Source organism: Massilia sp. Mn16-1_5 (assembly GCF_004798585.1).
Classification (GTDB): domain Bacteria; phylum Pseudomonadota; class Gammaproteobacteria; order Burkholderiales; family Burkholderiaceae_D; genus Telluria.
This window is the reverse complement of the sequence record NZ_PPXQ01000008.1, coordinates 132,109-157,621: the sequence shown is the minus strand read 5'-3', so window position 1 is coordinate 157,621 and position 25,513 is coordinate 132,109. Positions and strand designations below refer to the sequence as shown.

21 protein-coding genes are annotated in these 25,513 nt (G+C 64.5%); 11 read left to right on the top strand and 10 right to left on the bottom strand.

Translation table 11 applies throughout. The annotated features are described in order from the left end of the window. Positions 1-3 precede the first annotated feature (3 nt). Together nth and rsxB are read right to left on the bottom strand one after the other, a co-directional pair. On the bottom strand, positions 4-684 hold the full coding sequence (nth, locus tag C2862_RS11535; protein WP_136220266.1) for an endonuclease III: 681 nt from the start codon (positions 682-684) through the stop codon (positions 4-6). Continuing rightward, a complete protein-coding gene (rsxB, locus tag C2862_RS11530; protein ID WP_136220265.1) occupies positions 684-1,379 on the bottom strand; it encodes an electron transport complex subunit RsxB in 696 nt (231 codons plus the stop codon). The genes nth and rsxB overlap by 1 nt, the downstream gene beginning before the upstream one ends. A gap of 171 nt (positions 1,380-1,550) precedes the next feature. Here rsxB and C2862_RS11525 point away from each other — a divergent pair, with 171 nt between their 5' ends. Together C2862_RS11525 and C2862_RS11520 are read left to right on the top strand one after the other, a co-directional pair. Continuing rightward, positions 1,551-1,994 carry an RcnB family protein gene (locus C2862_RS11525; RefSeq protein ID WP_136220264.1) on the top strand — a complete coding sequence of 148 codons (444 nt, stop codon included), beginning with the start codon at positions 1,551-1,553 and terminating at the stop codon, positions 1,992-1,994. Positions 1,995-2,208: 214 nt separating this feature from the next. Then, a complete protein-coding gene (locus C2862_RS11520) occupies positions 2,209-2,415 on the top strand; it encodes a hypothetical protein (protein ID WP_136220263.1) in 207 nt (68 codons plus the stop codon). A gap of 73 nt (positions 2,416-2,488) precedes the next feature. On the opposite strand, the gene C2862_RS11515 is transcribed toward C2862_RS11520, so the two are convergent. The 5 genes from C2862_RS11515 to C2862_RS11495 form a co-directional block, all read right to left on the bottom strand. Next, on the bottom strand, positions 2,489-5,215 hold the full coding sequence (locus C2862_RS11515) for a TonB-dependent receptor (RefSeq protein ID WP_229467395.1): 2,727 nt from the start codon (positions 5,213-5,215) through the stop codon (positions 2,489-2,491). Positions 5,216-5,597: 382 nt separating this feature from the next. Further along, positions 5,598-6,833, bottom strand: a complete 1,236-nt coding sequence (locus C2862_RS11510) for a polyhydroxyalkanoate depolymerase (RefSeq protein ID WP_136220261.1) — start codon at positions 6,831-6,833, stop codon at positions 5,598-5,600. A gap of 288 nt (positions 6,834-7,121) precedes the next feature. Beyond that, positions 7,122-8,219 (bottom strand): NAD(P)/FAD-dependent oxidoreductase, encoded by a 1,098-nt coding sequence (locus tag C2862_RS11505; RefSeq protein WP_229467394.1) that lies wholly within the window; start codon positions 8,217-8,219, stop codon positions 7,122-7,124. A 139-nt stretch (positions 8,220-8,358) separates the two neighbouring features. After that, positions 8,359-8,682 (bottom strand): ferredoxin FdxA, encoded by a 324-nt coding sequence (fdxA, locus tag C2862_RS11500; protein WP_136220260.1) that lies wholly within the window; start codon positions 8,680-8,682, stop codon positions 8,359-8,361. Positions 8,683-8,987: 305 nt separating this feature from the next. Further along, a complete protein-coding gene (locus C2862_RS11495) occupies positions 8,988-10,511 on the bottom strand; it encodes a hypothetical protein (RefSeq protein WP_229467393.1) in 1,524 nt (507 codons plus the stop codon). A 179-nt stretch (positions 10,512-10,690) separates the two neighbouring features. Between C2862_RS11495 and C2862_RS11490 the strand changes: the two genes are divergently transcribed. Then, positions 10,691-10,972, top strand: a complete 282-nt coding sequence (locus tag C2862_RS11490) for a polyhydroxyalkanoic acid system family protein (protein ID WP_136220259.1) — start codon at positions 10,691-10,693, stop codon at positions 10,970-10,972. 116 nt (positions 10,973-11,088) lie between these two features. Here C2862_RS11490 and C2862_RS11485 read toward each other — a convergent pair whose 3' ends face one another. Both C2862_RS11485 and C2862_RS11480 read right to left on the bottom strand, forming a co-directional pair. Further along, positions 11,089-11,343 (bottom strand): acyl-CoA-binding protein, encoded by a 255-nt coding sequence (locus tag C2862_RS11485; protein ID WP_136220258.1) that lies wholly within the window; start codon positions 11,341-11,343, stop codon positions 11,089-11,091. Between the two features lie 165 nt (positions 11,344-11,508). Beyond that, complete coding sequence (locus tag C2862_RS11480) at positions 11,509-11,865, bottom strand: FKBP-type peptidyl-prolyl cis-trans isomerase (protein ID WP_136220257.1); 357 nt, start codon at positions 11,863-11,865, stop codon at positions 11,509-11,511. A gap of 104 nt (positions 11,866-11,969) precedes the next feature. Between C2862_RS11480 and C2862_RS11475 the strand changes: the two genes are divergently transcribed. From C2862_RS11475 to C2862_RS11460, 4 genes are all read left to right on the top strand, one after another. Then, the gene (locus C2862_RS11475; RefSeq protein ID WP_136220256.1) at positions 11,970-12,800 is read left to right on the top strand and encodes an EI24 domain-containing protein; all 831 of its coding nucleotides are present in this window, start codon (positions 11,970-11,972) and stop codon (positions 12,798-12,800) included. Positions 12,801-13,135: 335 nt separating this feature from the next. Continuing rightward, complete coding sequence (locus C2862_RS11470) at positions 13,136-16,384, top strand: transglycosylase domain-containing protein (RefSeq protein WP_229467392.1); 3,249 nt, start codon at positions 13,136-13,138, stop codon at positions 16,382-16,384. Next, entirely contained in the window at positions 16,381-17,763 is a 1,383-nt protein-coding gene (locus tag C2862_RS11465) for a TAXI family TRAP transporter solute-binding subunit (RefSeq protein ID WP_136220255.1), read from the top strand. The genes C2862_RS11470 and C2862_RS11465 overlap by 4 nt, the downstream gene beginning before the upstream one ends. Positions 17,764-17,825: 62 nt before the next feature. Continuing rightward, positions 17,826-19,778, top strand: a complete 1,953-nt coding sequence (locus C2862_RS11460) for a CocE/NonD family hydrolase (RefSeq protein ID WP_136220254.1) — start codon at positions 17,826-17,828, stop codon at positions 19,776-19,778. 92 nt (positions 19,779-19,870) lie between these two features. Here the strand turns inward: C2862_RS11460 and C2862_RS11455 are convergent, their stop codons facing one another. After that, a complete protein-coding gene (locus tag C2862_RS11455) occupies positions 19,871-20,329 on the bottom strand; it encodes a rhodanese-like domain-containing protein (RefSeq protein WP_136220253.1) in 459 nt (152 codons plus the stop codon). A gap of 333 nt (positions 20,330-20,662) precedes the next feature. Between C2862_RS11455 and glnA the strand changes: the two genes are divergently transcribed. From glnA to ntrC, 4 genes are all read left to right on the top strand, one after another. Beyond that, positions 20,663-22,078: a type I glutamate--ammonia ligase gene (gene glnA / locus C2862_RS11450; RefSeq protein WP_136220252.1), complete on the top strand. Its 1,416-nt coding sequence runs from the start codon at positions 20,663-20,665 to the stop codon at positions 22,076-22,078. A 162-nt stretch (positions 22,079-22,240) separates the two neighbouring features. Beyond that, positions 22,241-22,759 carry a DUF4124 domain-containing protein gene (locus C2862_RS11445; protein WP_136220251.1) on the top strand — a complete coding sequence of 173 codons (519 nt, stop codon included), beginning with the start codon at positions 22,241-22,243 and terminating at the stop codon, positions 22,757-22,759. Further along, positions 22,756-23,838, top strand: coding sequence for a nitrogen regulation protein NR(II) (gene glnL, locus C2862_RS11440; RefSeq protein WP_136220250.1), 1,083 nt, complete (start codon positions 22,756-22,758; stop codon positions 23,836-23,838). The genes C2862_RS11445 and glnL overlap by 4 nt, the downstream gene beginning before the upstream one ends. Before the next feature lie 61 nt (positions 23,839-23,899). Then, a complete protein-coding gene (gene ntrC, locus C2862_RS11435; protein ID WP_136220249.1) occupies positions 23,900-25,366 on the top strand; it encodes a nitrogen regulation protein NR(I) in 1,467 nt (488 codons plus the stop codon). Positions 25,367-25,513: the final 147 nt, after the last annotated feature.

Here is a 25,513-nt window from a genome sequence, read left to right as displayed (position 1 = left end):
CCGTCAGGCGGCGACCGGCGGCACCGGTTCCGGCGCGATCAGGCCATCCGGCGCCGGGGTCTTGTCGCGGAACTCGCACAGATCGTTGATGATGCAGTTCCAGCACTTCGGGCGGCGCGCCACGCAGGTGTAGCGGCCATGCAGGATCAGCCAGTGGTGGGCGTCCTGCAGGAACTCCTTGGGCACGAATTTCAGCAGCTTCATCTCGACCTGGTCGACGTTCTTGCCCGGTGCGATCTTCGTCCGGTTGGACACGCGGAAGATGTGAGTATCGACCGCCATCGTCGGCTCGCCGAAGGCCGTGTTCAGGACCACATTGGCCGTCTTGCGGCCGACGCCCGGCAGGGCTTCCAGCGCCTCGCGCTCGCGCGGTACTTCACCGCCGTACTGGTCCACCAGGATCTGGCAGGTGGCGATCACGTTCTTCGCCTTGGTGTTGTACAGGCCGATCGTCGAGATATAGGTCTTCAGTTCGTCCAGGCCGAGGTCGAGGATCTTCTGCGGCGTGTTCGCCACCGGATACAGGCGGCGCGTGGCCTTGTTCACGCCGACGTCGGTAGACTGCGCCGACAGCAGCACGGCGATCAGGAGTTCGAAGGGCGTCGTGTATTCCAGCTCGGTGGTCGGATGCGGATTGGCGGCGCGGAAGCGCGTAAATATTTCTAAACGTTTGGCCGGGTTCATTAGTCAGGCTTATCTTTCGGCTGTTCAGGCGGAGTAGCGGCGGCACGCTGGCGGGCGCGTTCCATGGCGGCGGCGATGATGGCGCGCTTGCGTTCCTTTTCCGCCAGTTCCTCGGGGGTGTTGGTTGCCTCGGCAGTGACTTCGCGCATCTTTTCCAGCGCCTTGGCCGCGAGGCGCGCTTCGTTCTCTTCGCGCTCGCGCTTCAGGCGTTCGCTGCGGAAGTCGTGACGGGCGCGGGCGGCGTCGGCCGCTTGCTGCGACCAGGCAGCCCAGCCGGTGGCCTCTCCGGTGACCGGCACCATGCTGATGCAGTCGACCGGGCAGGGCGCCACGCACAGGTCGCAACCGGTGCACAGGCTGGGCAGGATGGTGTGCATCTGCTTGGCCGCGCCGAGGATGGCGTCGACCGGGCAGGCCTGGATGCACAGGGTGCAGCCGATGCACAAGGCTTCGTCGATGAAGGCGACCGGGCGCGGGCGCTCGACCCCGTTGGCCGGGTTGATCGGAATCACCGGGCGGCCGGTCACGCTGGACAGGCGGCGCACGCCCTCGATGCCGCCGGGCGGGCACTGGTTGATGTCGGCTTCGCCTGCGGCGATCGCTTCGGCATAGGGCCGGCATGCCGGATAGCCGCACTTGGTGCATTGCGTCTGCGGCAGCTGGTCTTCGATCAGGTCGGCAAGGGTCTTGGTCACGGCGCAGCGAAAGCGATGTCAAAGGCGTCATTATCCGACAAAAGCGGGCGGGGTGCGACCTGCGCTGGCGAGCCCGGCAGTTGCGTGGGTGAGCGTACAGAGGCGTAAGCCGGCGTGTGGCTTACTGGAGACTCCGCCGGGCCGTTGCCGGCTTTATGACAGGAGAAATCCATGAAGAACAAGACGATTGCACGCGCCATGATCGCCGTCATGCTGGCAGGCAGCCTGCCGGCGATGGCCCAGGACCGCGGCTACCGCGACCACCGCGACGACCGCGCGCAGGAACGCCGCGAGGAACGCCGCGAATACCGCGAGGAGCGCCGCGAGGAGCGCCGTGAAGCCCGCCGCGACTACCGCGACGACCGCCGCGACGAGCGCCAAGCCTACCGCGAGGGCTACCGCGACGCCCGCCGCGGCGCCGGCCCGCGCCACGACCTGTACCGCGGCCAGCGCCTGCCCTCCGCTTACCACAACCGTCAATACGTGGTCGACAACTGGCGCGCGCACCGCCTGAGCGCGCCGCCGCGTGGCTACCACTGGGTGCAGGTCGGCGGCGACTACGTGCTGGCGGCGATTGCGACGGGGATCATTGCCAGCGTTCTGTTGAATAATTAAGCAAACACGATATTTGTGCCCGTTGAATAATTAAGCAAACACGATGTTTGCGCCGGAGTCCTGGGCTCGAGAGCCCAGGCTACGGAGCCCAGGCTACGCAATTGAGACAGTGCGTATCGTTCTCGTAAGTGGCGTATCTAACAGATGTGATCCGCCGCCGATGGCTTAATAGGCCATCGGCCGCATGACGCGGCGAACGCTGATAGGAGAATGTATGAACGAATGGATTATCGCCCCCTTGCTCGAACCCGACCCGACCGGCATGATCGCGCACCGCGTTTCCGCGCACAGCGCTGACGGACAGGACGAAGCGGAAGAGGAGAATGGCGAGCGCCGCCATGGCGATCGCCGCGACAACCGCGACGACGAAGCCGATCCGGACTTCGGCCGCGGCGAGGACCGGCGCGAAGACGTGCTGTAAGAAATAGCTCGCATTAAATAACAAGGCCGTCCGGCTTGCGCGGGACGGCCTTGTTTTATTTCAGCCTAACTGATCAGAACTTGTAGTTGCCGGTCAGGTAGAACTGGCGGCCCAGCGGATCGGCGTAGCGCGGGTCGAAGCCGACCTGGTGGCCCGACGAGTTACGCAGCGACAGCGGCGGCTCGCGGTCGAACAGGTTCTTGATACCGGCACGCAGGGTGATCGCTTCGTTGTACTTGAAGCGGGCTTGCCAGTCGAAGGTCGTGAACGACGGCACTTCCAGGCGGAAGTTCTTCACGGTCGCGTTGGCAGCCACGTCGCGCACGTCCGCTGCGGCGTCGGTATAGCCGTTGCGGTAGTTGACGACGATGCTGTTCGACAGCTTGCCGGTGTCGAGCGTGGTCAGCAGGCGCGCGATGTTCTTGAACGTCACGGCGTTGTTGATGCCGAAGTAGTTCATGCTGTTGACCCAGTCGTCGCTGGTGCCCGGACGGGTGTAGTCCGATTTCAGCGTGTGGGTACCGTTCAGGGTCGCGGTCAGGTTACCGAAAGCGAAGCGTTGACGGGCGGTGATGTCCCAGTCGATGCCGCGGTTATGCGTACGGCCGATGTTCACCGACGAGCTGCGGAAAGCCCAGTAGGTGTTGCCGGTCGACGGTTCGGTGTAGGTCGTGAACAGGTCGCGGAACTTCACCGGATCGGCGAAGGCCTGCTGCTCGCTGACGGCCGAGACGGCGTCACGGATCTTCACGTCCCACAGGTCCAGGCCCATCGACAGGCGGGCGCTCGGTTCCCAGCGGGTACCGATGGTGAACTGCTTCGAGGTTTCCGGGCGCAGGTTCTCGTTACCGCTCGAGACGACGTTGTACTGGGTCTTGCCTGGACGGCACAGGGTGGCGTCGGCGATCGGGCAGTCGAAGTTACCGGCGGTGAAGCCTGCGTTGACCAGCGGCTGGGCGATGTCGAGCATGCTCGGTGCCTTGAAGCCGGTGCCGTACGAACCACGGAACAGCAGCTGCTGGGTCGGCTGGTAGCGTGCCGACAGCTTGTAGGTCGACTTCGACTGGTCGCTGCCGAACTTGCGGCCCTGGATTGCATCGTCGATCGCCGAGATCTTGTCATAGCGCAGGGCAGCGTTCAGTTCGATCTGCTTGGTCAGCGGTGCACGGAACTCGGTGAAGGCGCCCATGTTGTCGCGCTTCATGTCGTACGCGGGCGAGGTATTGAAGTTGTAGATGTCGGCCGAGGTGGCATGCGGCACCTGGTCGTAGCGGTACTCGCGATAGTCGGCGCCGAGGGCGACCGCGGCGGCGCCGCCTGCCATGGCGAACAGTTCGCGCGAGGCGCGCAGGTCGACCGCCTTCAGGGTGGTCGAGGCTTCGCGGATCGAGCCGTGGAAGATCGAGTTCTTGATCAGTTCCTGGGTCGTTGCGCTCTGGGCGCCGATCGGTGCAAACGGATCGAAGGCGCGGTCGGCCAGCATCTTGCGGAACTCGGCGTTCTTGGCGTAGCCGCCGACATAGCGCTCGTCGATGGCGTTCTGCGACCAGGTCAGGGCGGTGTTCACGCTCCAGTTCGCCACATCGATGTCGGCGCCGACGACGGCGTGCTTCGATTCGGTGATGGTCTGGCTGTCGCGGGTGCCCCAGTCGTAGGTACGGTAGTTACCGGCCACGCTCTTGATGCCGGCGGCGCGCTGGGCAGGCGTCAGGTAGGGATCGACGTACTGGGTGAACATGGCCGAGTTCGTCGCGATCGTGAACGGCGCGGTGTTCGAGGCGATACGCGCGGTCAGGTCGAAACGCGAGTAAGCGACGTCCGAGAACAGGGTGACGTTATCGGCAACTTTCAGCGAGCCCTTCAGGAACAGGCTGTCGCGCTTGTTTTCAGGAACGATTTCGACCTGGGTGACGAAGTCGAACGAGCAATTCTGGATCGCTGCGGTGTTCGTCAGGCTGGCATAGTTCAGTTCCGGGCAGCTGCCGTTCTTGCGCAGGTATGGCGAGAAGGCCGCGGAAGCCACTTTCGGATCGTTGAAGGTGACGGTGACGTTGGCCGGAATCGTAGCCGAGCTGGTACGGTCGTAGATGTACTGCTTGCCGCCGTATTCGAACGGCAGGTAGGCGGTCTTCGCGAAGTCGCGGTCGGTTGCGCGCACCTGGCTCTGGTCGTCGTGGCGATAGCTCAGCAGGACGTTGAAGCCCTGGGTGTCGAGGTCGCCGAAACCGTAGCTGGCGGCCACGTATTTCGAATCGCCCGCGCGGTTGCTGGTCGGGGTGCTGTAGTTGGCCTCGATGTCGCCGCCTTGCTGGTTGCGCTTGAGGACGAAGTTGATGACGCCGGCGATGGCATCCGAGCCGTACAGGGCCGAGGCGCCGTCGGTCAGGATCTCGACGCGCTCGACCGCGCTCATCGGGATCGCCTGCAGGTTGACCGAGCTGCCCGAACCTTGCGGCGCCAGGCGGCGGCCGTTCAGGAGGACCAGGGTGTAGCTTTCGCCGATGTCGTGGATCGACGCGCTGACGCGGCCGCCCGAGTTCGAGCCGGCAGCGATGGCCGAGATCGTGAAGCCTTGCATGGCCGGCAGGGTCTGGATCAGTTCCGCCACGCTGGTCGCGCCGGTCTTGGCGATGACTTCCTGCGACAGCGTCTGGATCGGCAGTGCGCCTTCGACGTTGATGCGTTTAATTGCCGAGCCCGTCACTTCGACGCGCTGCATCGGCTGTTCTTGTGCGAACGACTGGTTGACTGCCAGGCCGGCCAACAGGCCCAGCGCCAGGCGCACGGAACGTACGCCCATTTTCTCTCTGAACATCATATCTTCTCTATTACCTTATTTCGTTTTTGCAAGTGGTCTCCGGCTTCCTGCGAGGGATCGCCTCTGCAGTTACCGAAATAAATTATGTAGAAGAACTCAATAATGTCGAAGGGAAATTTGTGGGAATTGGTTAGATTTGCACAAATGGAACGCTGTGCATTCCTGATGCAATCTCGCATAACGCCCGTACATACAGGGCCTATGCGTTTTGGGCAGGTTTGCCGAATACTCTACAAAATGCTTTGATGCAACACTGTATGTTGCGCACTTACAACTTGGAGTGGCTGTGCCATACGGACTTGAGGAAAACGCAAAAAAAATGCCGCAGTCACTGCGGCATTTTTGATGAAGAGAAGGGGGGCGTTCAGCTGAATTCGCGGATGAATTCGCCGATCTTTGGACAGATGGTCTCGCGCCAGCGGCGGCCCGAGAAGATGCCGTAGTGGCCCGCTTTCGGCGCCACGTAGTCGCGCTTCATGTTTTCCGGGATGCTGCTGCACAGTTCGTGCGCGGCCTGGGTCTGGCCGGCGCCGGAGATATCGTCGAGTTCGCCTTCGATGGTGAACAGGGCGACTGTCTTGATGTCCTGCGGACGCACCAGCTTGCCGCCGACTTCCCATGTGCCCTTCGGCAGGCGGAATTCCTGGAACACGGTCTTGATGGTGTCGAGGTAGTACTCGGCCGGCATGTCGAGCACCGCATTGTATTCGTCGTAGAACTGGCGGTGGCTTTCCGCCGACTCCTCGTCGCCGCGCACCAGGTGCTGGTAGAACTCGCGGTGCGACTGGGCGTGGCGGCCCGGGTTCATGGCGATGAAGCCGGCGTGCTGCAGGAAGCCCGGATACACCTTGCGCCCGAAGCCCGGATAGTTACCCGGCACCGCGTAGATCACCGTGTTCTCGAACCAGGAGAACGGCTTTTCGGTGGCCAGGTCATTCACCGCAGTCGGCGATTTGCGCGGGTCGATCGGGCCGCCCATCATCGTCATCGTCTTCGGCAGCTTCGGATCATTGTCGCTTGCCATCAGCGAGATGGCGGCCAGCACCGGCACGGTCGGCTGGCAGACGGAGATCACGTGCACGTCCGGACCCAGGGTGCGGATGAAGTCCTGCACGTAATAGATGTAATCATCGAGGTGGAAGGGACCGTCGGACAGTGGCACCATGCGCGCGTCGATCCAGTCGGTGATGAAGACGTCGTGATCCGGTAGCAGGGCGCGCACGGTGTCGCGCAGCAGGGTCGAGTGGTGGCCCGACAGCGGCGCGACCACCAGCACGGTCGGCTGCGCCAGCGCTTCGAAAGCCGCGTCCGGCAAATCCTTCTTGAAATGCAAGAGCTTGCAGAAGGGCTTGGTGACGGCCGCGCGTTCGACGATGTTGACCGTCTCGCCCTTGATGGTAGTGGTGTCGAGGCCAAAGGCCGGCTTTTCGTAATCCTTGCCCAACCGGTACATCAGCTCGTACCCGGCGGCGATACGCTGGGAAAACGGGGTGTGGGCAAACGGGGAAACCGGATTGGAGAACAGCTTCGAGGACGCATCCGCCCATTGCATCAGCGGGGTCAGGAAGGAGCGTTGCATCTCGTGCAGTTGATAAAGCATAGTATTTCCTTCATGTGGTGCGTGTCGCTTCGGCGCGTTGCCGGAGCCCTTGCGCCCGGCTTGCCGCCGTGTGGGCGGACATTTCCAGTGCGCGAAAATTCATCAACCAATTATAGGATAACTTGCTTGACGCGTGGAAATATCCATTTCCCTCCCAAGCTTATTCGGCGCACGCTTAAGGGAATTTATACACCCGATTACGCTAGGCCGTCGGTGATGCGGCACACATAAAAACAAATGCCCCGGAGGTCCGGGGCATTGTGGTGTATCTGAAACTGAACGGTCGTTTTAATCGAAGACCGGAGTCTCGACGCCCAGGATCTTGTGCAGTTTCGGCGAAGTCGTCGTGTACTGCATGTGGATCTTCTTGTCAGGGAAGATGTACGGGGCGGCGCCGAAGGCGGCCAGCGCGGCTTCGTGGAAGCCCGACAGGATCAGCTTCTTCTTGCCCGGGTAGGTGTTGATGTCGCCCACGGCGAAGATGCCGGGCACGTTGGTCTCGAACTTTTCGGTGTCCATGACCTTGAGCTGCTTGCGCTCGATGTCCAGGCCCCACTCGGCGATCGGGCCCAGCTTCGGCGACAGGCCGAAGAAGACCATCAGCATGTCCAGCGGCACGCGGCGAGTGACGCCGTCGGCGCCGGTGACTTTCACCTCGCTCAGCTGGCCGTCCTTCTCGTCGAAGCCGGTAACCTGGCCGGTGATCAGCTGCATCTCGTACTCGTCGCACAGCTGCTTCATCTTGGCGACCGAGCTTGGGGCGGCGCGGAAGTCTTCGCGGCGGTGCACCAGCACGACCGACTCGGCCTTGCCGACGAAGTTCAGGGCCCAGTCCAGGGCCGAGTCGCCGCCGCCGCAGATGACCAGGTTCTTGCCTTCGAACAGGGCAGGATCCTTGACGCGGTAGTGCAGCTGGGTGTTCTCGAACTTCTCGATGCCTTCGACCTTGATCGTGCGCGCCTGGAAGGAACCGACGCCGGCGGCGATGAAGATGGTCTTGGTGATGAACTGGGTGCCGGTCGAGGTTTCGACGTTGAAGCGGCCGTCTTCGCGGCGCTGCACGGTCGTCACTTCCTGGCCCAGGTGGAAGGTCGGCTCGAAAGGCTCGATCTGCTTGAGCAGGTTGTCGGTCAGTTCCTGGCCGGTGCAGACGGGCACGGCGGGGATGTCGTAGATCGGCTTGTCCGGATACAGCTCGACGCACTGGCCGCCGACGGCTGCGAGCGAATCGATGACGTGGGCCTTGATCTCGAGCAGGCCGAGTTCAAAGACCTGGAACAGGCCGACCGGGCCCGCACCGATGATGACGGCGTCGGCGTCGATGGCGCCGGCAAACGAACTGTTGGGGGCGATGCTGCCCGCATCGTGGGTGGCACTGATCGTCATGTGCTTGGGTCCTGTTGATTTTGTAAAAGAGGGGCGCGCGGGGGATGCCCGATGCTGCGATGGCCGCTAGTGTGCCATGGATGGAGCGTGCCTGCTGGCGCCGGTCAAAACCGGCGCCAGCGGCAAAGAAGCATGACGCTTAGCGGGCCAGCTGGTCCACTTTGTTCTTGACGTCTTTCCACTCTTCCGCGTCGGGCAGGGCCGGTTTGGTCTTGGTGATCGACGGCCAGAAGCGCGACAAATCGGCGTTGATCTTGATGAATTGCTGCTGGTCGCCCGGCACGTCTTCCTCGGCATAGATCGCATTCACCGGGCACTCGGCCACGCACACTGCGCAGTCGATGCACTCGTCAGGGTCAATCGCGAGGAAATTCGGGCCTTCCCGGAAACAATCGACCGGGCATACATCGACGCAGTCGGTATACCGGCAGCGGATGCACGATTCGGTGACAACGTGGGTCATAACAGTCCTATCTATGGTGGAGTGCCAGGGCGTCGGGGCGCAAGAAAGGCGCCCGCATGGCAAAGCACTGTATTTTAGGGCAATTCGAGGTTTCCTACAAATTAGGCTTAGACACAATATACATAAGCAAATGTGATGCGTGACGCGCGATTTGCCCCGCACAACCCCATATAACGGTCGCGTTGTGCCTGCTTAACTGGCACCTGCGCCGGGAAGCCCGGGGCACCGCCCCGGGGTAACGCCCGCATCCCGCCTGCTTGGAGCGGCGCCGAGGGCCAGGCCGCCGGCCATTTTCGCGCGGATCTTCACGACGCCGCCAGCTGGCTCTGGTCGCCCGGTGGTGGGGTATCGACCGGCAGCTCCTCGCCGGCCGGGCCGTTGCGGCCGCGCTCGGCGCACCAGCGCGCCAGCGCCTGGGCTTCGGCGTCGAGCACGCGTTCGATGTTGTAGTACTCGGCCAGGTTCATGGTGCCGCAGCAGGCGCGCCGGTCCTGCTGGGCGCCGGGGGCGTCGCAGACGCCGGCCGCCAGGCGCTTGTGCATGCCGGGGACGGCGCTCGCGCTCGCGCTTGCCGATTCCGAGGGGAGCGGGGCGGCTTCGCCGGTTTCAGGTCCGCCCACGACTTCGCGGATGGTGAACTGGTGACGGATCGACTCGGCGTAAGCCGCCGGCTTGCCGTCCTCGCCGGTCAGGCGCAGCATTTCGTTGACCACGTCGGCATAGGTGGCGGCCATGTCCGGCGCGGCCACCAGCGCGCGCAGCACCAGGCCGCGCAGCCAGGAGGCGACCCGGTGCAGCACGGCGGCGTCGTCCTCGAAGGCCGGATTGCGTTCGAGGGCAAACAGGTCGGCCAGGATGTCATACACCGCGCCCGTAAACACCTGCGAGATCGCATGCACCTGGGTGCCGGCTTGCGAGAGCGTCAGGTCGTTGTCGGCGTTGCGCAAGCCCGTGGTGCCGCCCAGCGCCAGGCCGAACTGTTCGGCGATGTCGGCGAGGAAGGTCTTGTCGTGCAGGCGGGCCTTGGTCTGGGCCACCACCGCCTCGCACTGGTCGAGCTGGGACAGGGCCAGGAAGATCGCCGTCAGGTCGCCGAAGGATTCGTGCAGGCCGCCCGTCTGCGGCGGGGCGTCGGCCAGCAGCCAATGCGGTTTCAAGCCATCGAGCACGGCATGGCCGGTTTCGTGGGCGACGATGTCGAAGGAGCGGCAGGTAAACACACGTTCCTTCTCCCCGGCGGGCACGAAGTCGCCGAACTTCAGGCAGGTCTGGCTGCGGCTGTAGAAGGCGTTCATCACGTTTGGCAGGCCGTAGGGGAAGATCTGCAGCGGCGCCGTGTCGATGCTGCTGTTCCACTGCCAGGGCAGAGGCATCTCGGCGCCGGCCGAGGACAGCGAACGCTGGTACATGGTCAGGGTCTGGCGCACCACGGCGAAGGTGTGGACGGCGTCGAACTGGGGCGTGTCGGGCATGGTGACGAAGTCGCCGAAGGCATTCGGCTCGACCGGGCTGATGCCCGGGTCGCCGGATGCGATGCGGGCGTCGCGCGGCCCGGCCAGCACCACGCCGGGCAGGAAGGCCTTACGGGTGCCCATCTCGAGCACCGAAGGATCCTGCTTCCACATCAGGACGCGCGCGCCGAAGGCGTAGGGCAGGGGCACGTCCGGAACGGGCGGCGCGTCAACCGCGCGCGGGGCGCCGGGCTGGTCGAGCAGCTGGGCCGCCTTGCGGTGCTGGCGGTAGGGCGCGCTCGGGGTGGGGATGAAGGCGACCGGAGGCTGGTCGCGCTCGGGGGGGACAATGTCGTCCGGCAGCAGGGCTCGTTCCATTGCGCAATCCTTGTCTGTTTGATCGTGAGGGTGGTCGTGCTGACCTGGCTCAGGTGATACTCGCGCCCCCGGTGGAACCGGTCTTGACACGAATCAATTGCACAGTGGACTGGCATCAGGCCGATGCAACTGGCATGATGGCGGACTGTTTGCGCATTCATTGTCTAGAGAGGAAGCACATGGCCGACATCCAGATCGTCCAGGAACACAACCTGAGCCCGGAACGGGCACGCGCCGCGGCGCAGCAGGTGGCCGACAAGGTGGCCGCCGAATTCGGCATGCAGTGCCGCTGGGATGGCGACGTGTTGCGCTTCGAGCGCAGCGGCGTGGAAGGGGCGCTGACCCTGGGTGAACAGCGCGCGGCGCTGCGGATCAAGCTGGGAATGCTGATGAGTGCGTTTCGCCCGGCGATCGAGGCGAAGGTGGCGGACAAGATGCGCCGCGTGTTTGCGGCAGTGTGATGGTGTTGTAGGGTGGGCATTCATGCCCACGCGGTATCACCGGATGATCAATGTTGACGTTGCGATATGCGACGGTACGACCGCGTGGGCATAAATGCCCACCCTACGAAATACAATCAGCCCTTCAGTTCTTCGATCAGGTCGATGTACTGCTGCATGGCGTCTTCCTGCGACGTGCCTTTCAGGGCATCCCATGCATCGAACTTGGCGCGGCCGACCATGTCGGTGAAGCCTGGACGATCGCCGGTGGCGTCGCCGCTCGAGGCCTGCTTGAACAGCGCGTAAATCTTCAGCAAGGTCATGTTGTCCGGGCGTTCCGGCAGGTTCTTCGAATCGGCCTGGGCCTGGGTGAACTGGTCTTGCAAGCTCATGAAATACTCCTGTGGATGAAGGTGCATTGACGGGATGGCAATGCGCGCGGCCATCTTAGCGCAGGGGGTAGGGAATCGCCCCGTTTCGGGCGGAATTTTAGAGGGGATGCTCGACGCTGCCCTGCCGCGCCAGAAGCCGCAGGGCAGCGTGGTACTTGCTCGCTATTAAACAGCCAGCAGTTCGACGTCGAAGATCAGCGTCGCGTTCGGCGGGATCACGCCGCCGGCGCCGCGTGCGCCGTAGCCGAGGCTGGCAGGAATGGTGAGACGGCGCTGGCCGCCGACCTTCATGCCCTGCACGCCCTCGTCCCAGCCGCGGATCACGTGGCCGGCGCCCAGCGGGAACTGGAACGGGTCGTTGCGGTCCTTGCTGGAGTCGAACTTGGCGCCGGCCGTGCCGTCGTCGTTGCGTAGCCAGCCGGTGTAGTGGACGGTGACGTAGTTGCCGGCTTTCGCCTCGGCGCCTTCGCCGACGACGGTGTCTTCATACTGCAGGCCGGAAGCGGTGGTGGTAGTGGACATGTTGTTCCCTCGATAATCTGTGAACGGCGATTGTAGTGCATGCACCTGCAAACCGCCATTCGTTGCCCTGCACTACAATGTCCTTTTGACATTGGGAGCCTGGTATGAACGGCATCGCCACCGCCTGGGCGCGCGCCCTGCGCGCCGGTTTCTCGGGCCGCATGATGCTCTTGTCGCTGGCGCCGCTGCTGCTGTCGCTGCTGCTCTGGGGCGGCCTGCTGTGGGCGTATGGACCGGCGCTGTTCGACTGGCTCGACGCCGTCTTCCGCGAGTACGGCTGGTTCCAGTCCAGCGGCAGCGTGCTCTCCAGCCTGGGCCTGGGCGTGCTGAAGGTGGTGGTCGTGCCGCTGATGGCGATCCTGCTGCTGCTGCCCCTGATGATCGCCTCCGCGCTGCTGTTCATGGGCGTGTTCGCGATGCCCGCCATCGAACGCTATGTCGGCACACGCCAGTTCCCCCAGCTCGCCCGCAAGGAGGGCGGCAGCTTCGCCGGCAGCGTCTGGATGAACCTGACGAGCGTGCTCGTATTTGCGCTGCTGTGGTTGTGCACCGTGCCTCTGTACGCGATTCCGCCGCTGGCCGTGCTGGTGCAGGCGGCCCTGTGGGGCTGGGTGTCCTCGCGCGTGATGAGCTACGACGCGCTCGCGGCCCACGCCAGCGCGGCCGAACGCAAGACCCTGATGCAGGCGCGGCGCTGGCCGCTGCTGGCGATCGGCATGGCGTCGGGCGTGCTGGGCGCGCTGCCCGGCATCGCATGGATGGGCGGCGCGGTGCTGGCCGTTGCGCTGTTTCCCTTCCTCGCCATCCTCTCGGCCTGGCTGTATGTCCTGATCTTTTTGTTCACGGGATTGTGGTTCCAGTACTACTGCCTGCAGGCCTTGGAAGACCTGCGCGGGCAGGACGCAAGTGCACCGATGGGCACCCTCGAACGTTGATGAAACCGACTGTCACACACCCGACATGACAGCCATGTAAGATCGCGAGAAGGATGCTTGTAGGCATCAATGCTATCCCGATAACTCTGCCGTTGTTTTTTTGCGAAAAAAATCGGGGCAGGTCAAATTTGTTGAACAGGGCTTCGTCCTATACCTGTTGATGTGGTGGAATGATGTCTTGGGCGCCGACACAATTCTTACTGGATCGGCGCTTAAAAAAAGAACCACAAACGTGAACAAATGACCACCCGGATCACTCGAACAAACCGGCAGCAGGGATGGCGAGCAGGTTGACGGGATTGCAGGCATATCGATTCAAAACCAGTTGAGCCATCATGGAAAGCACCCGCCGTTTCAAACGGCCTCGTAACGTATTTCGCGCACTGCGCGGTCAAGCCGACGGCAACGCCGCGCCCGCCATCGATGCGGCCGCGCCGGAAGAGTCCTTGCAGGACCCCGTCCCCCACCTGTCGCTGGTGACCGAAGCCGGCGCGCCCTCCGACGCCGGCCCCGCGGACGGCGCCAGCCCGGAACCCGAACGCGAAGGCGAGCCCCCGAAAGGCAAGGGCCGCGGCAAGCTCGTTTTGTTCGGGATCCTGCTGGTGGTCGTGGCTGCCGGCTCGGCCTATGCTGTCTACGAAACGCGCACGTCGACCCTGCAGGCCAAGCTGTTCGCCGGCATGATGAAGGACGTTCACTACCGCATGGCCAAGGGCCCGAGCGACGCGATCCGCTTCCCCGCCGAAAGCCCGTATGACGCGCGCCTCGGCTACTCGCATCTGCCGGCCTTCCTCACCAAGCTGCAGACGCGCGACTACGTGATCGACGCCCAGGCGCGCCTGTCGCCCAAGATGGTGGAGCTGGCCGACCGCGGCATCTTCGCCACCTACCGCGAAAAGACGCGAACCGGCCTCGAGATCCTCGACTGCCGCAGCCAGCCGCTGTTCGCCTCGCGCTTCCCCGAGCGCTTCTACGAACGCTTCGACGACACGCCGCAGCTGCTGGTGCAAAGCCTGCTCTTCATCGAGAACCGCGAGCTGCTCGACCCGGCCTACCCGAAACGCAATCCGGCGATCGAATGGGACCGCTTCTCGAAAGCCGTATTCGACAAGTCGCTGTCCGCGATCGGCATCAGCGGCGGCGGCCGCGTGGCCGGCGGTTCGACGCTCGCCACCCAGATCGAAAAATACCGCCACTCGCCGGAAGGCCGCACCGCCTCGCTGCACGATAAACTGATCCAGATGGCCTCGGCCACGCTGCGCGCCTACCAGGACGGCGAGGACACGACCGGCGCGCGGCGCCAGATCGTGCTCGATTACCTGAACACGGTGCCGCTGTCGGCCAAGCTGGGCTACGGCGAAGTGAACGGCATCGGCGACGGCATGTGGGTCTGGTACGGCCGCGACTTTAAAAAGGTCGGCGCGACCCTGAAGGGTGGAATGGACACGCCCGAAGCGGTCCTGATCTACAAGGAAGCGCTGTCGCTGATGATCGCGCAGCGCCGCCCTGCATACTATCTCGGCGCCGGCGAAGCCGACCTCGAGACGTTGACCAACAGCCACCTGCGCGTGCTGGCGCAGGCCGGCGTGATCACGCCGCAGTTGCGCGACGCCGCGCTCGCCGTCAAGCTCAAACCCGCGCTCCATTCGGGCGTCGAGGCGCCGGCCGCCAACGCTTTCGTGTCGCGCAAGGCCTCGAACGCGGTGCGCAACCACCTCGGCTACCTGCTCGGCGAACCGCGCCTGTACAACCTCGACCGCCTCGACATGTCGGTGGTCTCGACGCTCGACTCCGAAGCCCAGCAGGCCGTGACCTCGGCGCTGCGCCGTCTCACCACGCCGGAAGCGGCGGCGGAAGCCGGCCTGACCGGCAAGGGCCTGCTCGGCAACGGCGACCCTTCGCAAGTGGTGTACAGCTTCACGCTGATGGAACGCGGCGAGAACGTCAACTACCTTCGCGTGCAGACCGATAACTACGACCAGCCGCTCGACATCAACGAGCAGGCCAAGCTCGATCTCGGTTCGACCGCCAAGCTGCGCACGCTCGTCACCTACCTCGACATCGTCGACCAGCTGCACAAGCGCTACGAGCCGCTCGACCCGAAGGCACTGCGCGAAACCCGCATCGATCCGAAGGACCGCCTGAGCCAGTGGGCCGTCGAGTATTTCCAGGCACTGCCGGCGAACGCCGACCGCGGCCTCAAGCCGATGCTCGCCGCCGCGATGGCGCGCAAGTACTCGGGCAACCCGGGCGAAGGCTTCTTCACCGGCGGCGGTCTGCATTACTTCGGCAACTTCAGCAAGCTCGACGACCACAAGATCATGACGGTGCAGGAAGCGCTGCAGCAGTCGACGAACCTGGTGTTCGTGCGCATGATGCGCGACGTCGCCCGCTACTACATGTTCCAGCTGCCGGGCTCCTCGGCCGCGCTGCTGGCCGACGCCGACGATCCGCGCCGCGCCGAATACCTGGCGCGCTTCGCCGATGCCGAAGGCAAAACCTTCCTGGCCAAGTTCTGGAACAAGTACAAGGGCAAGACCGGGGCCGAGGCGACGACGCTGCTGGTCCAGGGCGTGCGTCCGATGGCCTCGAAGCTCGCCGCCGTGCACCGCACGATCGCCCCGAACGCGACCCTGCAGGAATTCGGCGCCTTCATCGACGCCTCGCTGCCGGCCAACGAGGTCGACGACGAGCGCATCGCCAAGATGTACGACCAGTACGCCCCGGCCAACATGTCGCTGGCCGACCGCGGCTACGTCGCCTCGGTCCACCCGCTGGAACTGTGGCTGGTCGGCTACCTGCGCACCCATGCCAAGGCCAGCTGGAGCGAAGCCGTGGCGGCGAGCGTGAAGGAGCGCCAGGAGGTGTATTCCTGGCTGTTCAAGACCAACCGCAAGAACGCCCAGGACAAGCGCATCGCCGGCCTGCTGGAAGTCGAATCCTTCCTCAAGATCCACGCCCAGTGGAAGAAGATGGGCTATCCGTTCGACTCGCTGGTGCCGTCCTATGCGACGACCCTGGGCGCCTCGGCCGACCGTCCGGCGGCGCTGGCTGAACTGATGGGCATCATCATCAACGGCGGCGTGCGCAAACCCGTCGAGCGCATCGATTCGCTGCACTTCGCCAAGGGCACGCCGTACGAAACGCTCGTGAAGCGCGCGCCGAAAGTGGAGAACGAAGTCGTGCTGGCGCCGGAAGTGGCGCGCGCCGTGGCCGATGCGATCCGCGGCGTGGTCTCGGACGGCACCGCCAAGCGCGTCAAGACGGCCTTCGCCACCTCGGACGGCCAGGTCATCGCCGTCGGCGGCAAGACCGGTACCGGCGACCAGCGCTTCGACGTCTACGCACGCGGCGGCCGCCTGATCGAGTCGCGCTACGTGAACCGCTCGGCGACCTTCGTCTTCAACATCGGCGAACGCTTCTTTGGTTCGATGACGGCCTACGTTCATGGTCCGCAGTCGGAGCACTACGACTTCACCAGCGCGCTGCCTTCGCAGCTGCTGGTGACCCTGGCGCCGAGCCTGATGCCGATGATCGAACCGCCGCAGGGCAGCGTGGGCGCCACGCGCCAGTGCGTGCGTTGACGGCGTCCGAAAAGGCGCGCCGGGCCAGCCGGCGCGCCGTCTCGAAAATCCGCAACTTCAGTTTCGTCTCCCTGCGCGACCTGCTGGTTGCCGCAGGGCCGACGATCGTCCTGGTCCTTGCCGCCTGCATCGTCGCCTACTGGCTGGTCGACCCGGCGCCGCCGCGCGAGCTGCGCCTGGCGACAGGGCAGGAAAACAGCGCCTACGAAAGCTTCGGCAAGCAGTACGCGCAGGAGCTCAAGAAGGACGACATCCTCGTCACCCTCCAGCCAACGCTCGGCTCGCTGGACAACCTCGAGCGCCTGCGCCGGGGTGAGGCCGATATCGCGTTCGTCCAGAGTGGCTCGACCAGCGAAGAGCAGGCGGGCCAGCTCGGGCTGGTGTCGCTGGGCAGCCTGTTCACCGAACCGGTCTGGCTGTTCTTGCGCGACAAAGTAAAAACCAATAGCCTGACCGGCCTGCGCGGCCTGCGCATCAACCTGGGGCCGGAAGGCACGGGCGTGCCCAACCTGTTCCGGCAGATCCTGAGTGTCAATGGCGTCGAGCCGCAGGACTTGAAGATCGGCGCGCTCGAGAACACGCCGGCCACGGTCGAACTGCTGGCCGGACGCATCGACGGCCTGGTCTTCAGCTCGGCGCCGGAAGCGCCGCTGATCCAGATGCTGCTACAGACGCCCGGCATCCGCCTCTTCAATTTCACGCAGGCCGAAGCCTATACGCGGCGCCTGCCTTTCCTCACCCACGTGACCCTGCCGCGCGGGATCGTCGACCTCGGGCGCGACATCCCGAACCAGGACTATCACCTGATCGCGCCCACGGCGACGCTGGTGGCGCGCGAAGACCTGCATCCGGCCCTGATCGACTTGTTCGTCAAGGCGGCCGGCGAGATCCACGGCGGGGCAGGGTGGTTCCAGCAGCAGGGCCAGTTCCCCTCGCCGAAGTTCACCGAGATTCCAGTGGCCGACGAGGCGGCCAAGTACTACCGCGACGGTCCGCCGCTGCTGCAGCGCTACATGCGCTTCTGGCTGGCGAATCTGTTCGAGCGGCTCTGGGTCGTGGTGGTGGCGCTGGCGGCCCTCGTGATTCCGCTTTCTAAAATCGTGCCGCCGCTGTACGTGTGGCGCGTGCGCTCGCGCGTGTACCGCTGGTATGGCGAACTGCGCGCGGTGGAGCAGGCATGGGAAGGCGTGCAGGAGCCGCAGCGCGAGATCGTCCGCGCCGACCTCCTGAAACGCCTGGACGAGATCGAGGAGCAGGTGAACCACATCTCGATTCCGCTGGCCTATGCCGACGGCCTGTATGGCCTGCGCGGCCACATCAACATCGTGCGCCAGCGGCTGAAGACCGTGCAGCACAGCGGCGACGCCTTGCCCGAATAGCAATTCTGTTCCGAAACGGATTACACTGGCGGCCCCGTGTATCCGCTTCAGAAAGAATTCATATGCGTCGTCCGCTATCCCTCCTTGCGCTGAGCCTGGCGCTGGCCTTCGGTGCCGGTCCCGTGCACGCCACCACCATGAATGCGGTGGATGCCCCGCCGGCCAAGCGCAATCTGCGCGAAACCTATACCAAGTACGAATACCGCATCCCGATGCGCGACGGTGTCAAGCTGTTCACCACCGTCTACGTGCCGAAGGACAGCAGCCGCCCCTCTCCCTTCCTGATGCAGCGCACGCCCTACAGCGCCGGCGTGCAGGCCCAGGGCGAGCTGCGCTACGGCGTGCAGTGGATGCCGGACGCCATCGGCCCGTCGCGCGAGTTCGAGGATGCCGGCTACATCTTCGTCGAGCAGGACGTGCGCGGCCGCTACATGTCGGAAGGGAAGTGGCAGGAGATGACGCCGCACGTGCAGGCGAAACGCGCCGCCGGTGAAGGCGTCGAGAGCGAGGACATGCACGACACCGTGGCCTGGCTGCTGAAGAACGTCCCGAACAACAACGGCAAGGTCGGCATCTACGGCATCAGCTATCCGGGCTTCTATACGGCGGCCAGCATCATCGACTCGCATCCGGCGATCAAGGCAGCGTCGCCGCAGGCTCCGGTCACCGACCTGTACATGGGCGACGACTCCTACCATGGCGGCGCTTTCATGCTGGCCGCGAACTTCGGCTTCTACGCCGCGTTTACCGAGGCGCCGAATCCGACCCCGCTGCCCAAGACCTGGTCCGGCTTCGACTACGGCACCACCAGCGGCTACGACTTCTTCCTCAAGCACCTGACCCTGTCGAACATCGCCGGCGCCATGAGCGCGGAGCAGCGCGCGCTCTTCATGCCGAATATCGAACACGATACCTACGACGCCTGGTGGAAAGCGCGCGCCATCGCCCCGCACCTGAAGAACATCAGGGCCGCCGTGCTGACCGTGGGCGGGTGGTTCGATGCCGAAGATCCGCAGGGACCATTCACCACCTACGGCGCCATCGAAAAGCAGAACCCGGGCATCGCCAACAGCCTGGTGATGGGGCCGTGGGTGCACGGCGGCTGGGCGCGCGGGGAGGGCGCACGCCTCGGCCATGTCTCCTTCGACAGCAAGACGGCCGAGTACTTCCGCAAGGAGCTGCAATTCCCCTTCTTCGAGCAGCACCTGAAAGGCGCGAAGCCTGCGCAGGCGATCGCCGAAGTGACGGCGTTCGAGACCGGCAGCAACGTCTGGCGCCGCTACACCGCCTGGCCGCCGGTGCAGGCGAAACCGCGCACGCTCTACTTCGGGGCAAACGGCACCCTGGGCTGGACCCAGCCTGCCCCAAGCGGTGCCGCCTTCGACGAGTACGTGGCCGATCCGAAGAAGCCGGTGCCCTTCATCGGCTACCCGGCCACCGGCATGCCGAAGGAATACATGGTCTCCGACCAGCGTTTCGCCAGCACCCGTCCGGACGTGCTGGTCTACCAGAGCGAGGTACTGGAAGAAGACGTGACGATCGCCGGGCCGGTGACGCCGAAACTCTTCGTCTCCACCACCGGGACCGATGCCGACTGGGTGGTCAAATTGATCGACGTGTATCCGGCGGCCTATCCGGAAACGCCCTCCGAGCGGCGCGGCGGCGACGTCGGCGCGCCCGGCGTGGAAATGGGCGGCTTCCAGCAGCTGGTGCGCGGCAACCCACTGCGCGGCAAGTTCCGCAACAGTTTCGAGAAGCCGGAACCGTTCACGCCTGGTAAAGTCGAGGCAATCGGCTTCGACATCGGCAACGTGAACCACACCTTCCGCCGCGGCCACCGCATCATGGTGCAGGTGCAGAGCTCCTGGTTCCCGCTGATCGACCTGAATCCGCAGACCTTCACGCACATTCCGAAGGCGAAGCCGGAAGATTTCGTCAAGGCGACCCAGCGCGTGTATCACGCGCCGGGGCAGGCCTCGGGGCTGCAGGTGATGGTGCTGCCGACGGGAATGTAACGCTAGGCGTAGTCATGTAGGGTGGGCGCCCCGTGCCCACCATGAGCCTAGGTGCCGTCGACGCATCGTTTGGTGGGCACGGGGCGCCCACCCTACGCCCCGGCCCAGGGCAGCCCCGCCTTGCACCAGCCGCCGATCGTCTTGCGGTGTCCTTCCCCATCCTTGTCGCCTTCGAACCCTTCGAGGATGTCGAAGGCATTCGCATAACCCAGTTCGGTCGCCACGCGCGCGCTGTGGCGCGAGCGCACGCCGGAGCGGCACAGGAAGAGCAGGACGTCGTCCTTGCCGGCCAGGCGTTCGAGCTGCTGGCCGAACAGGGGATTCGGCTGGCCGCCCGGGTAGGTCGCCCATTCGACGGCCAGGTGCTGGCCTTCGGGCACGACGACGCGGCCGACCCAGTCGCGCTCGGCGTTGGTGCGTACGTCGACCAGCTTCACGTTCGGCGCCGCCTGCAGCAGCGTGAAGGCCTCGGCCGGGGTGACGGCGCCGGCATAGGGCTGGCCCGGTGCGCGTTCGCGCGCGGCGTCGAGTATTTCTTTGGTCGTTTGCATAATGTCCTTTCATGAGCATGCGCACCGGGCGTGCGCACTGCAACGGAGCGCGCTTGCCGAAACGGTGCGCTCTGCATCAAAATGGTGCGCTTTGGAGCGCGTGCACTGTTTTGGTGCAATGGATGAGCAAAGCTGCACCACGGCCTGCTGTCTGATTTTAGGGTCAAACGCTGGGCGTTCTAAAGAAGGATTATGCATTTGTTCATGCTGAAAAGTCCGATAAGCGGCTGGCATGGTTCCTGCATATGTTCCTGCAAGCATGTTGTAGAGGGCTGACCGGTCGAATGCGATCTCGCCCGTTCTACAGCACCCGATTTCATTTAGGAGAAACGCATGGCAAAGACCGCCGCAGATGTGATGCAGATGGTGAAGGATAACGAAGTCAAGTTCGTGGATTTCCGCTTTGCGGATACCCGCGGTAAAGAGCAGCACGTCACCGTTCCTGTGTCGCACTTCGACCTCGACAAATTCGAGTCGGGCCACGCGTTCGACGGCTCCTCGATCGCCGGCTGGAAAGGCATCGAAGCATCGGACATGATCCTGATGCCGGACCCGAGCACCGCGAACATCGACCCGTTCATGGAAGAAACGACCCTGTTCATGCAGTGCGACGTGATCGAACCGTCGGACGGCAAGGGCTACGACCGCGACCCGCGCTCGATCGCCAAGCGCGCCGAGGCTTACCTGAAGTCGACCGGCCTGGGCGACACCGCCTACTTCGGTCCGGAACCTGAATTCTTCATCTTCGACTCGATCCGCTGGAAAGTGGACATGTCGGGCTGCTTCGTGAAGATCGATTCGGATGAAGCCTCGTGGTCGACCGATGCGAAAACCGAAGGCGGCAACAGCGGCCACCGTCCGACCGTCAAGGGCGGCTACTTCCCGGTGCCGCCGGTCGACAGCTTCCAGGACATGCGCTCGGAAATGTGCCTGATCCTCGAATCGCTGGGCATCCCGGTCGAAGTGCACCACCACGAAGTGGCCGGCGCCGGCCAGAACGAGATCGGCACCCGTTTCTCGACCCTGGTCGAGCGCGCCGACTGGACCCAGAACCTGAAGTACGTGATCTGGAACGTCGCCCACAGCTACGGCAAGACCGCCACCTTCATGCCGAAGCCGATCAACGGCGACAACGGCTCGGGCATGCACGTGCACCAGTCGATCTGGAAAGACGGCAAGAACCTGTTCGCAGGCGACGGCTATGCCGGCCTGTCGGAAACGGCGCTGTTCTACATCGGCGGCATCATCAAGCACGCCAAGGCCCTGAACGCGATCACGAATCCTGGCACCAACTCGTACAAGCGCCTGGTCCCAGGCTACGAAGCGCCGGTGAAACTGGCTTACTCGGCCCGTAACCGTTCGGCCTCGATCCGCATCCCGCACGTGGCGAACCCGAAAGGCCGCCGCATCGAAGTGCGCTTCCCGGACCCGCTGGCCAACGTCTACCTGTGCTTCGCCGCGCTGCTGATGGCCGGCCTGGACGGCATCCAGAACAAGATCCACCCGGGCGAAGCCGCGTCGAAGGACCTGTACCACCTGCCGCCGGAAGAAGACAAGCTGATCCCGACCGTCTGCTCCTCGCTCGAAGAAGCACTGGAAGCCCTGGACAAGGACCGCGAGTTCCTGACCCGCGGCGGCGTGTTCAGCGACAGCATGATCGACGCTTACCTGGAACTGAAGATGAACGAAGTCCAGCGCCTGCGCATGACCCCGCACCCGGCCGAATTCGACATGTACTACTCGTCGTAATCCGCACGGATCGACTGTTGCGCTACGGCATCAGAAGCTGTAAGCGCAGGTAACAAACGCGGGGAGGGCCGATGGCTTTCCCCGCGTTTTTATTTGGATGCGGTATATTCGGCCCAACGATACCCTTGGCACGCGTTGCCGTGCAGCTTTCTACTGATGCGAATGACAACCAGTGTGACCGCTCGCGGTTTACAACTCGTACTGGCCGCCGGCGTGCTGTTGAGCGGTGCGGCCGCGGCCCAGACCACGGTCTACAAATGCGTCGATGCGCAAGGCCGCGTCGAATTCACCGATACCGGCAAGAAGGGCTGCAAGGCGCTCGACCTGCCGGGCTATATCCCGGCGCCGCCCGCGCGCGTCGGGCCGGCGCCTGCGGCTCGCGCAAGTAGTCCGGCGCCTCCCGCCGCTACGCCGAGCCCTGCGAATTTCCCGCGGGTCGACACCTCCCAGCAGCGCGCGCGCGACGACGATCGCCGCGGCATCCTGAACGAGGAACTGCGCGCCGAAGAGCAGAAGCTGGCGGACTTGCGCAAGGTCTTCAACAACGGCGAGCCCGAACGCCAGGGCAACGAGCGCAATTACGCCAAGTACCAGGAGCGCGTGGCGCAGATGCGCGACGACATCAGCCGTACCGAGCGCAACATCGAGGCGCTGCGGCGCGAAATTTCGAATATCCGATGAACCTTCCCGACCGCGCGATTGCCGAGGGCCGCTTTGCCGGCCTCGAACTGCTGGCCTCCAGCGTCCTGCTGATCGACGCCGGCGACCGTGTGCGCTACGCCAACCCGGCGGCCGAGAACATGCTCGACGCCTCCCTCAAGTCACTGTCGTGCCGGACCCTGAAGTCGTTGTTCTCGAACGGCGAGGAACTGGCCGCGCTGTGCGAACAGACCCGCGCTCACCAGTATTCCGACCTGCGGCAAGACCTGGCCCTGGACCGGCCGGGCCGCGAAACCCTGCACGTGCACTCGATCGCCAGCAGCCTGGAAGGCGGCGAGGTGCTGATCGAGCTGCGCGAGAACGTGCAGCAGCTGAAACTCGATCGCGAGGAGCGCTTCCTCGACCAGAGCCAGGCCAACAAGGAACTCATCCGCAACCTGGCGCACGAGATCAAGAACCCGTTGGGCGGCATCCGCGGCGCGGCGCAGTTGCTGGAACTCGAACTGCCGCCGCTGCACGTGAGCCAGCTGAAGGAATATACGCAGGTGATCATCAAGGAAGCCGACCGCCTGCAGACCCTGGTCGACCGCCTGCTGGCGCCGCACCGCAAGCCGCACATCGTCGGCGATGTCAACATCCACGAAGTGTGCGAGCGCGTGCGTTCGCTGGTGCTGGCCGAATTCCCGAACGGCCTCGCCATCCGGCGCGACTACGATGCCTCGATCCCCGAATTCAGGGGCGACAAGGAGCAGCTGATCCAGGCCGTCCTGAACATCGTGCACAACGCCGCGCAGGCCCTGGCGAGCCGCATCGCGGCGGGCGACGCCGAGATCGTTTTGCGCACCCGGGTGGCCCGCCAGGTCACCCTGGCCAAGGTCCGCTACGGGCTGGCATTAGACTTGCATATCATCGACAATGGACCGGGCATCGCACCGGAGATCCGCGACCGTATCTTCTACCCGCTGGTGTCGGGCAGGGATGGCGGCAGCGGCCTGGGGCTGACGCTGGCGCAAACCTTCGTGCAGCAGCACCTGGGGATGATCGAGTGCGAAAGCCGGCCTGGACTGACGGATTTCCGGATCCTGCTGCCGTTGCCATAAGTGGCCGTGGCAGGCCGCCGCGTCCCACTTTGACACCATATTGCGGAAAGCCACGAACTACATGAAACCAATCTGGATTGTCGACGACGATGCATCGATCCGCTGGGTGCTGGAAAAAGCCCTGGCGCGCGAAAATCTCGAAACGCGCAGCTTCGCCAACGCGCGCGATGCGCTGAGCGCGTTCGAGCACGATACGCCGCAGGTGCTGGTATCGGACATCCGCATGCCGGGCGAATCGGGCATCGACCTGCTGCAGGCCGTGAAGGCGAAACACCCCGGCCTGCCGGTCATCATCATCACCGCCTTTTCCGATCTCGATTCGGCCGTCGCCTCCTTCCAGGGCGGCGCCTTCGACTATCTGGCGAAACCCTTCGACATCGACAAGGCTGTGGCCCTGATCCGGCGTGCGCTCGAGGAAAGCCTGCGCGAAGCCAGCGTCGAAGCGGCGCCCGCGGAAACGCCCGAGATCCTGGGCCTGGCGCCGGCGATGCAGGAAGTGTTCCGCGCCATCGGCCGCCTGTCGCAGTCGAACGTGACGGTGCTGATCACGGGCGAATCGGGCACCGGCAAGGAGCTCGTCGCACGCGCCCTGCACAAGCACAGCCCGCGCGCCCAGCAGCCCTTCATCGCCCTGAACACGGCGGCGATCCCGAAGGACCTGCTCGAATCCGAACTCTTCGGCCACGAGCGTGGCGCCTTTACCGGCGCGCAGGCGATGCGGCGCGGGCGCTTCGAGCAGGCCGAGGACGGCACCCTGTTCTTGGACGAGATCGGCGACATGCCTTTCGACTTGCAGACACGCCTGCTGCGCGTGCTCTCCGACGGCCACTTCTACCGCGTCGGTGGACACCAGCCCGTAAAAGCCAATGTGCGCGTGATCGCCGCGACCCACCAGAACCTGGAACAGCGCGTGCGCGACGGCCTGTTCCGCGAAGACTTGTATCACCGCCTGAACGTGATCCGCCTGCGCCTGCCGAGCCTGCGCGAGCGCAGCGAAGACATCCCGCTGCTGGCGCGCCACTTTCTGGTGCAGAGCGCACACCAATTGGGCGTCGAACCGAAACGCATGAGCGACAGCGCGATGCGTTTCCTCAGCAGCCTGGAATTGCCGGGCAACGTGCGCCAGCTGGAAAACCTGTGTAACTGGATCACGGTGATGGCGCCGGGCCAGACGGTCGAAATCAAGGACCTGCCGCGCGACCTGACCCAGGCCCCGCCCGCGGGCACGACTTCTTTCGTGGCCGCGCCGGCCGACGGCGGCGCAGCGGTCCCGGCCATGCTGACGACCCCGCCGACACCGGACGGCTGGATCGGCCTCCTCGAACTGCAGGCGGCCAGCATGCTCAGCGCCGGCCAGTTCGAGGTGATGGACACGCTCGGTAAACAGTTCGAGTCGGCGCTGATCAAGACGGCGCTGAAGCACACGCACGGGCGCAAGAACGATGCGGCCATGCGCCTGGGGATCGGGCGGAACACGATCACGCGCAAGATCGTGGAGTTAGGGATCGACGGCGCGCGCGAGGAGTAGAAGAGTAGGGTGGGCGCCCCGTGCCCACCGACTGCATGCGCCTCGTTGACGCGCGCTTCACGCGTGGGCACGGGGCGCCCACCCTACGAGCAGCGAACGCGTAACGTCCGCCCATCGGCGGCAGGCATGGATGGTGTAAGCTCCTGT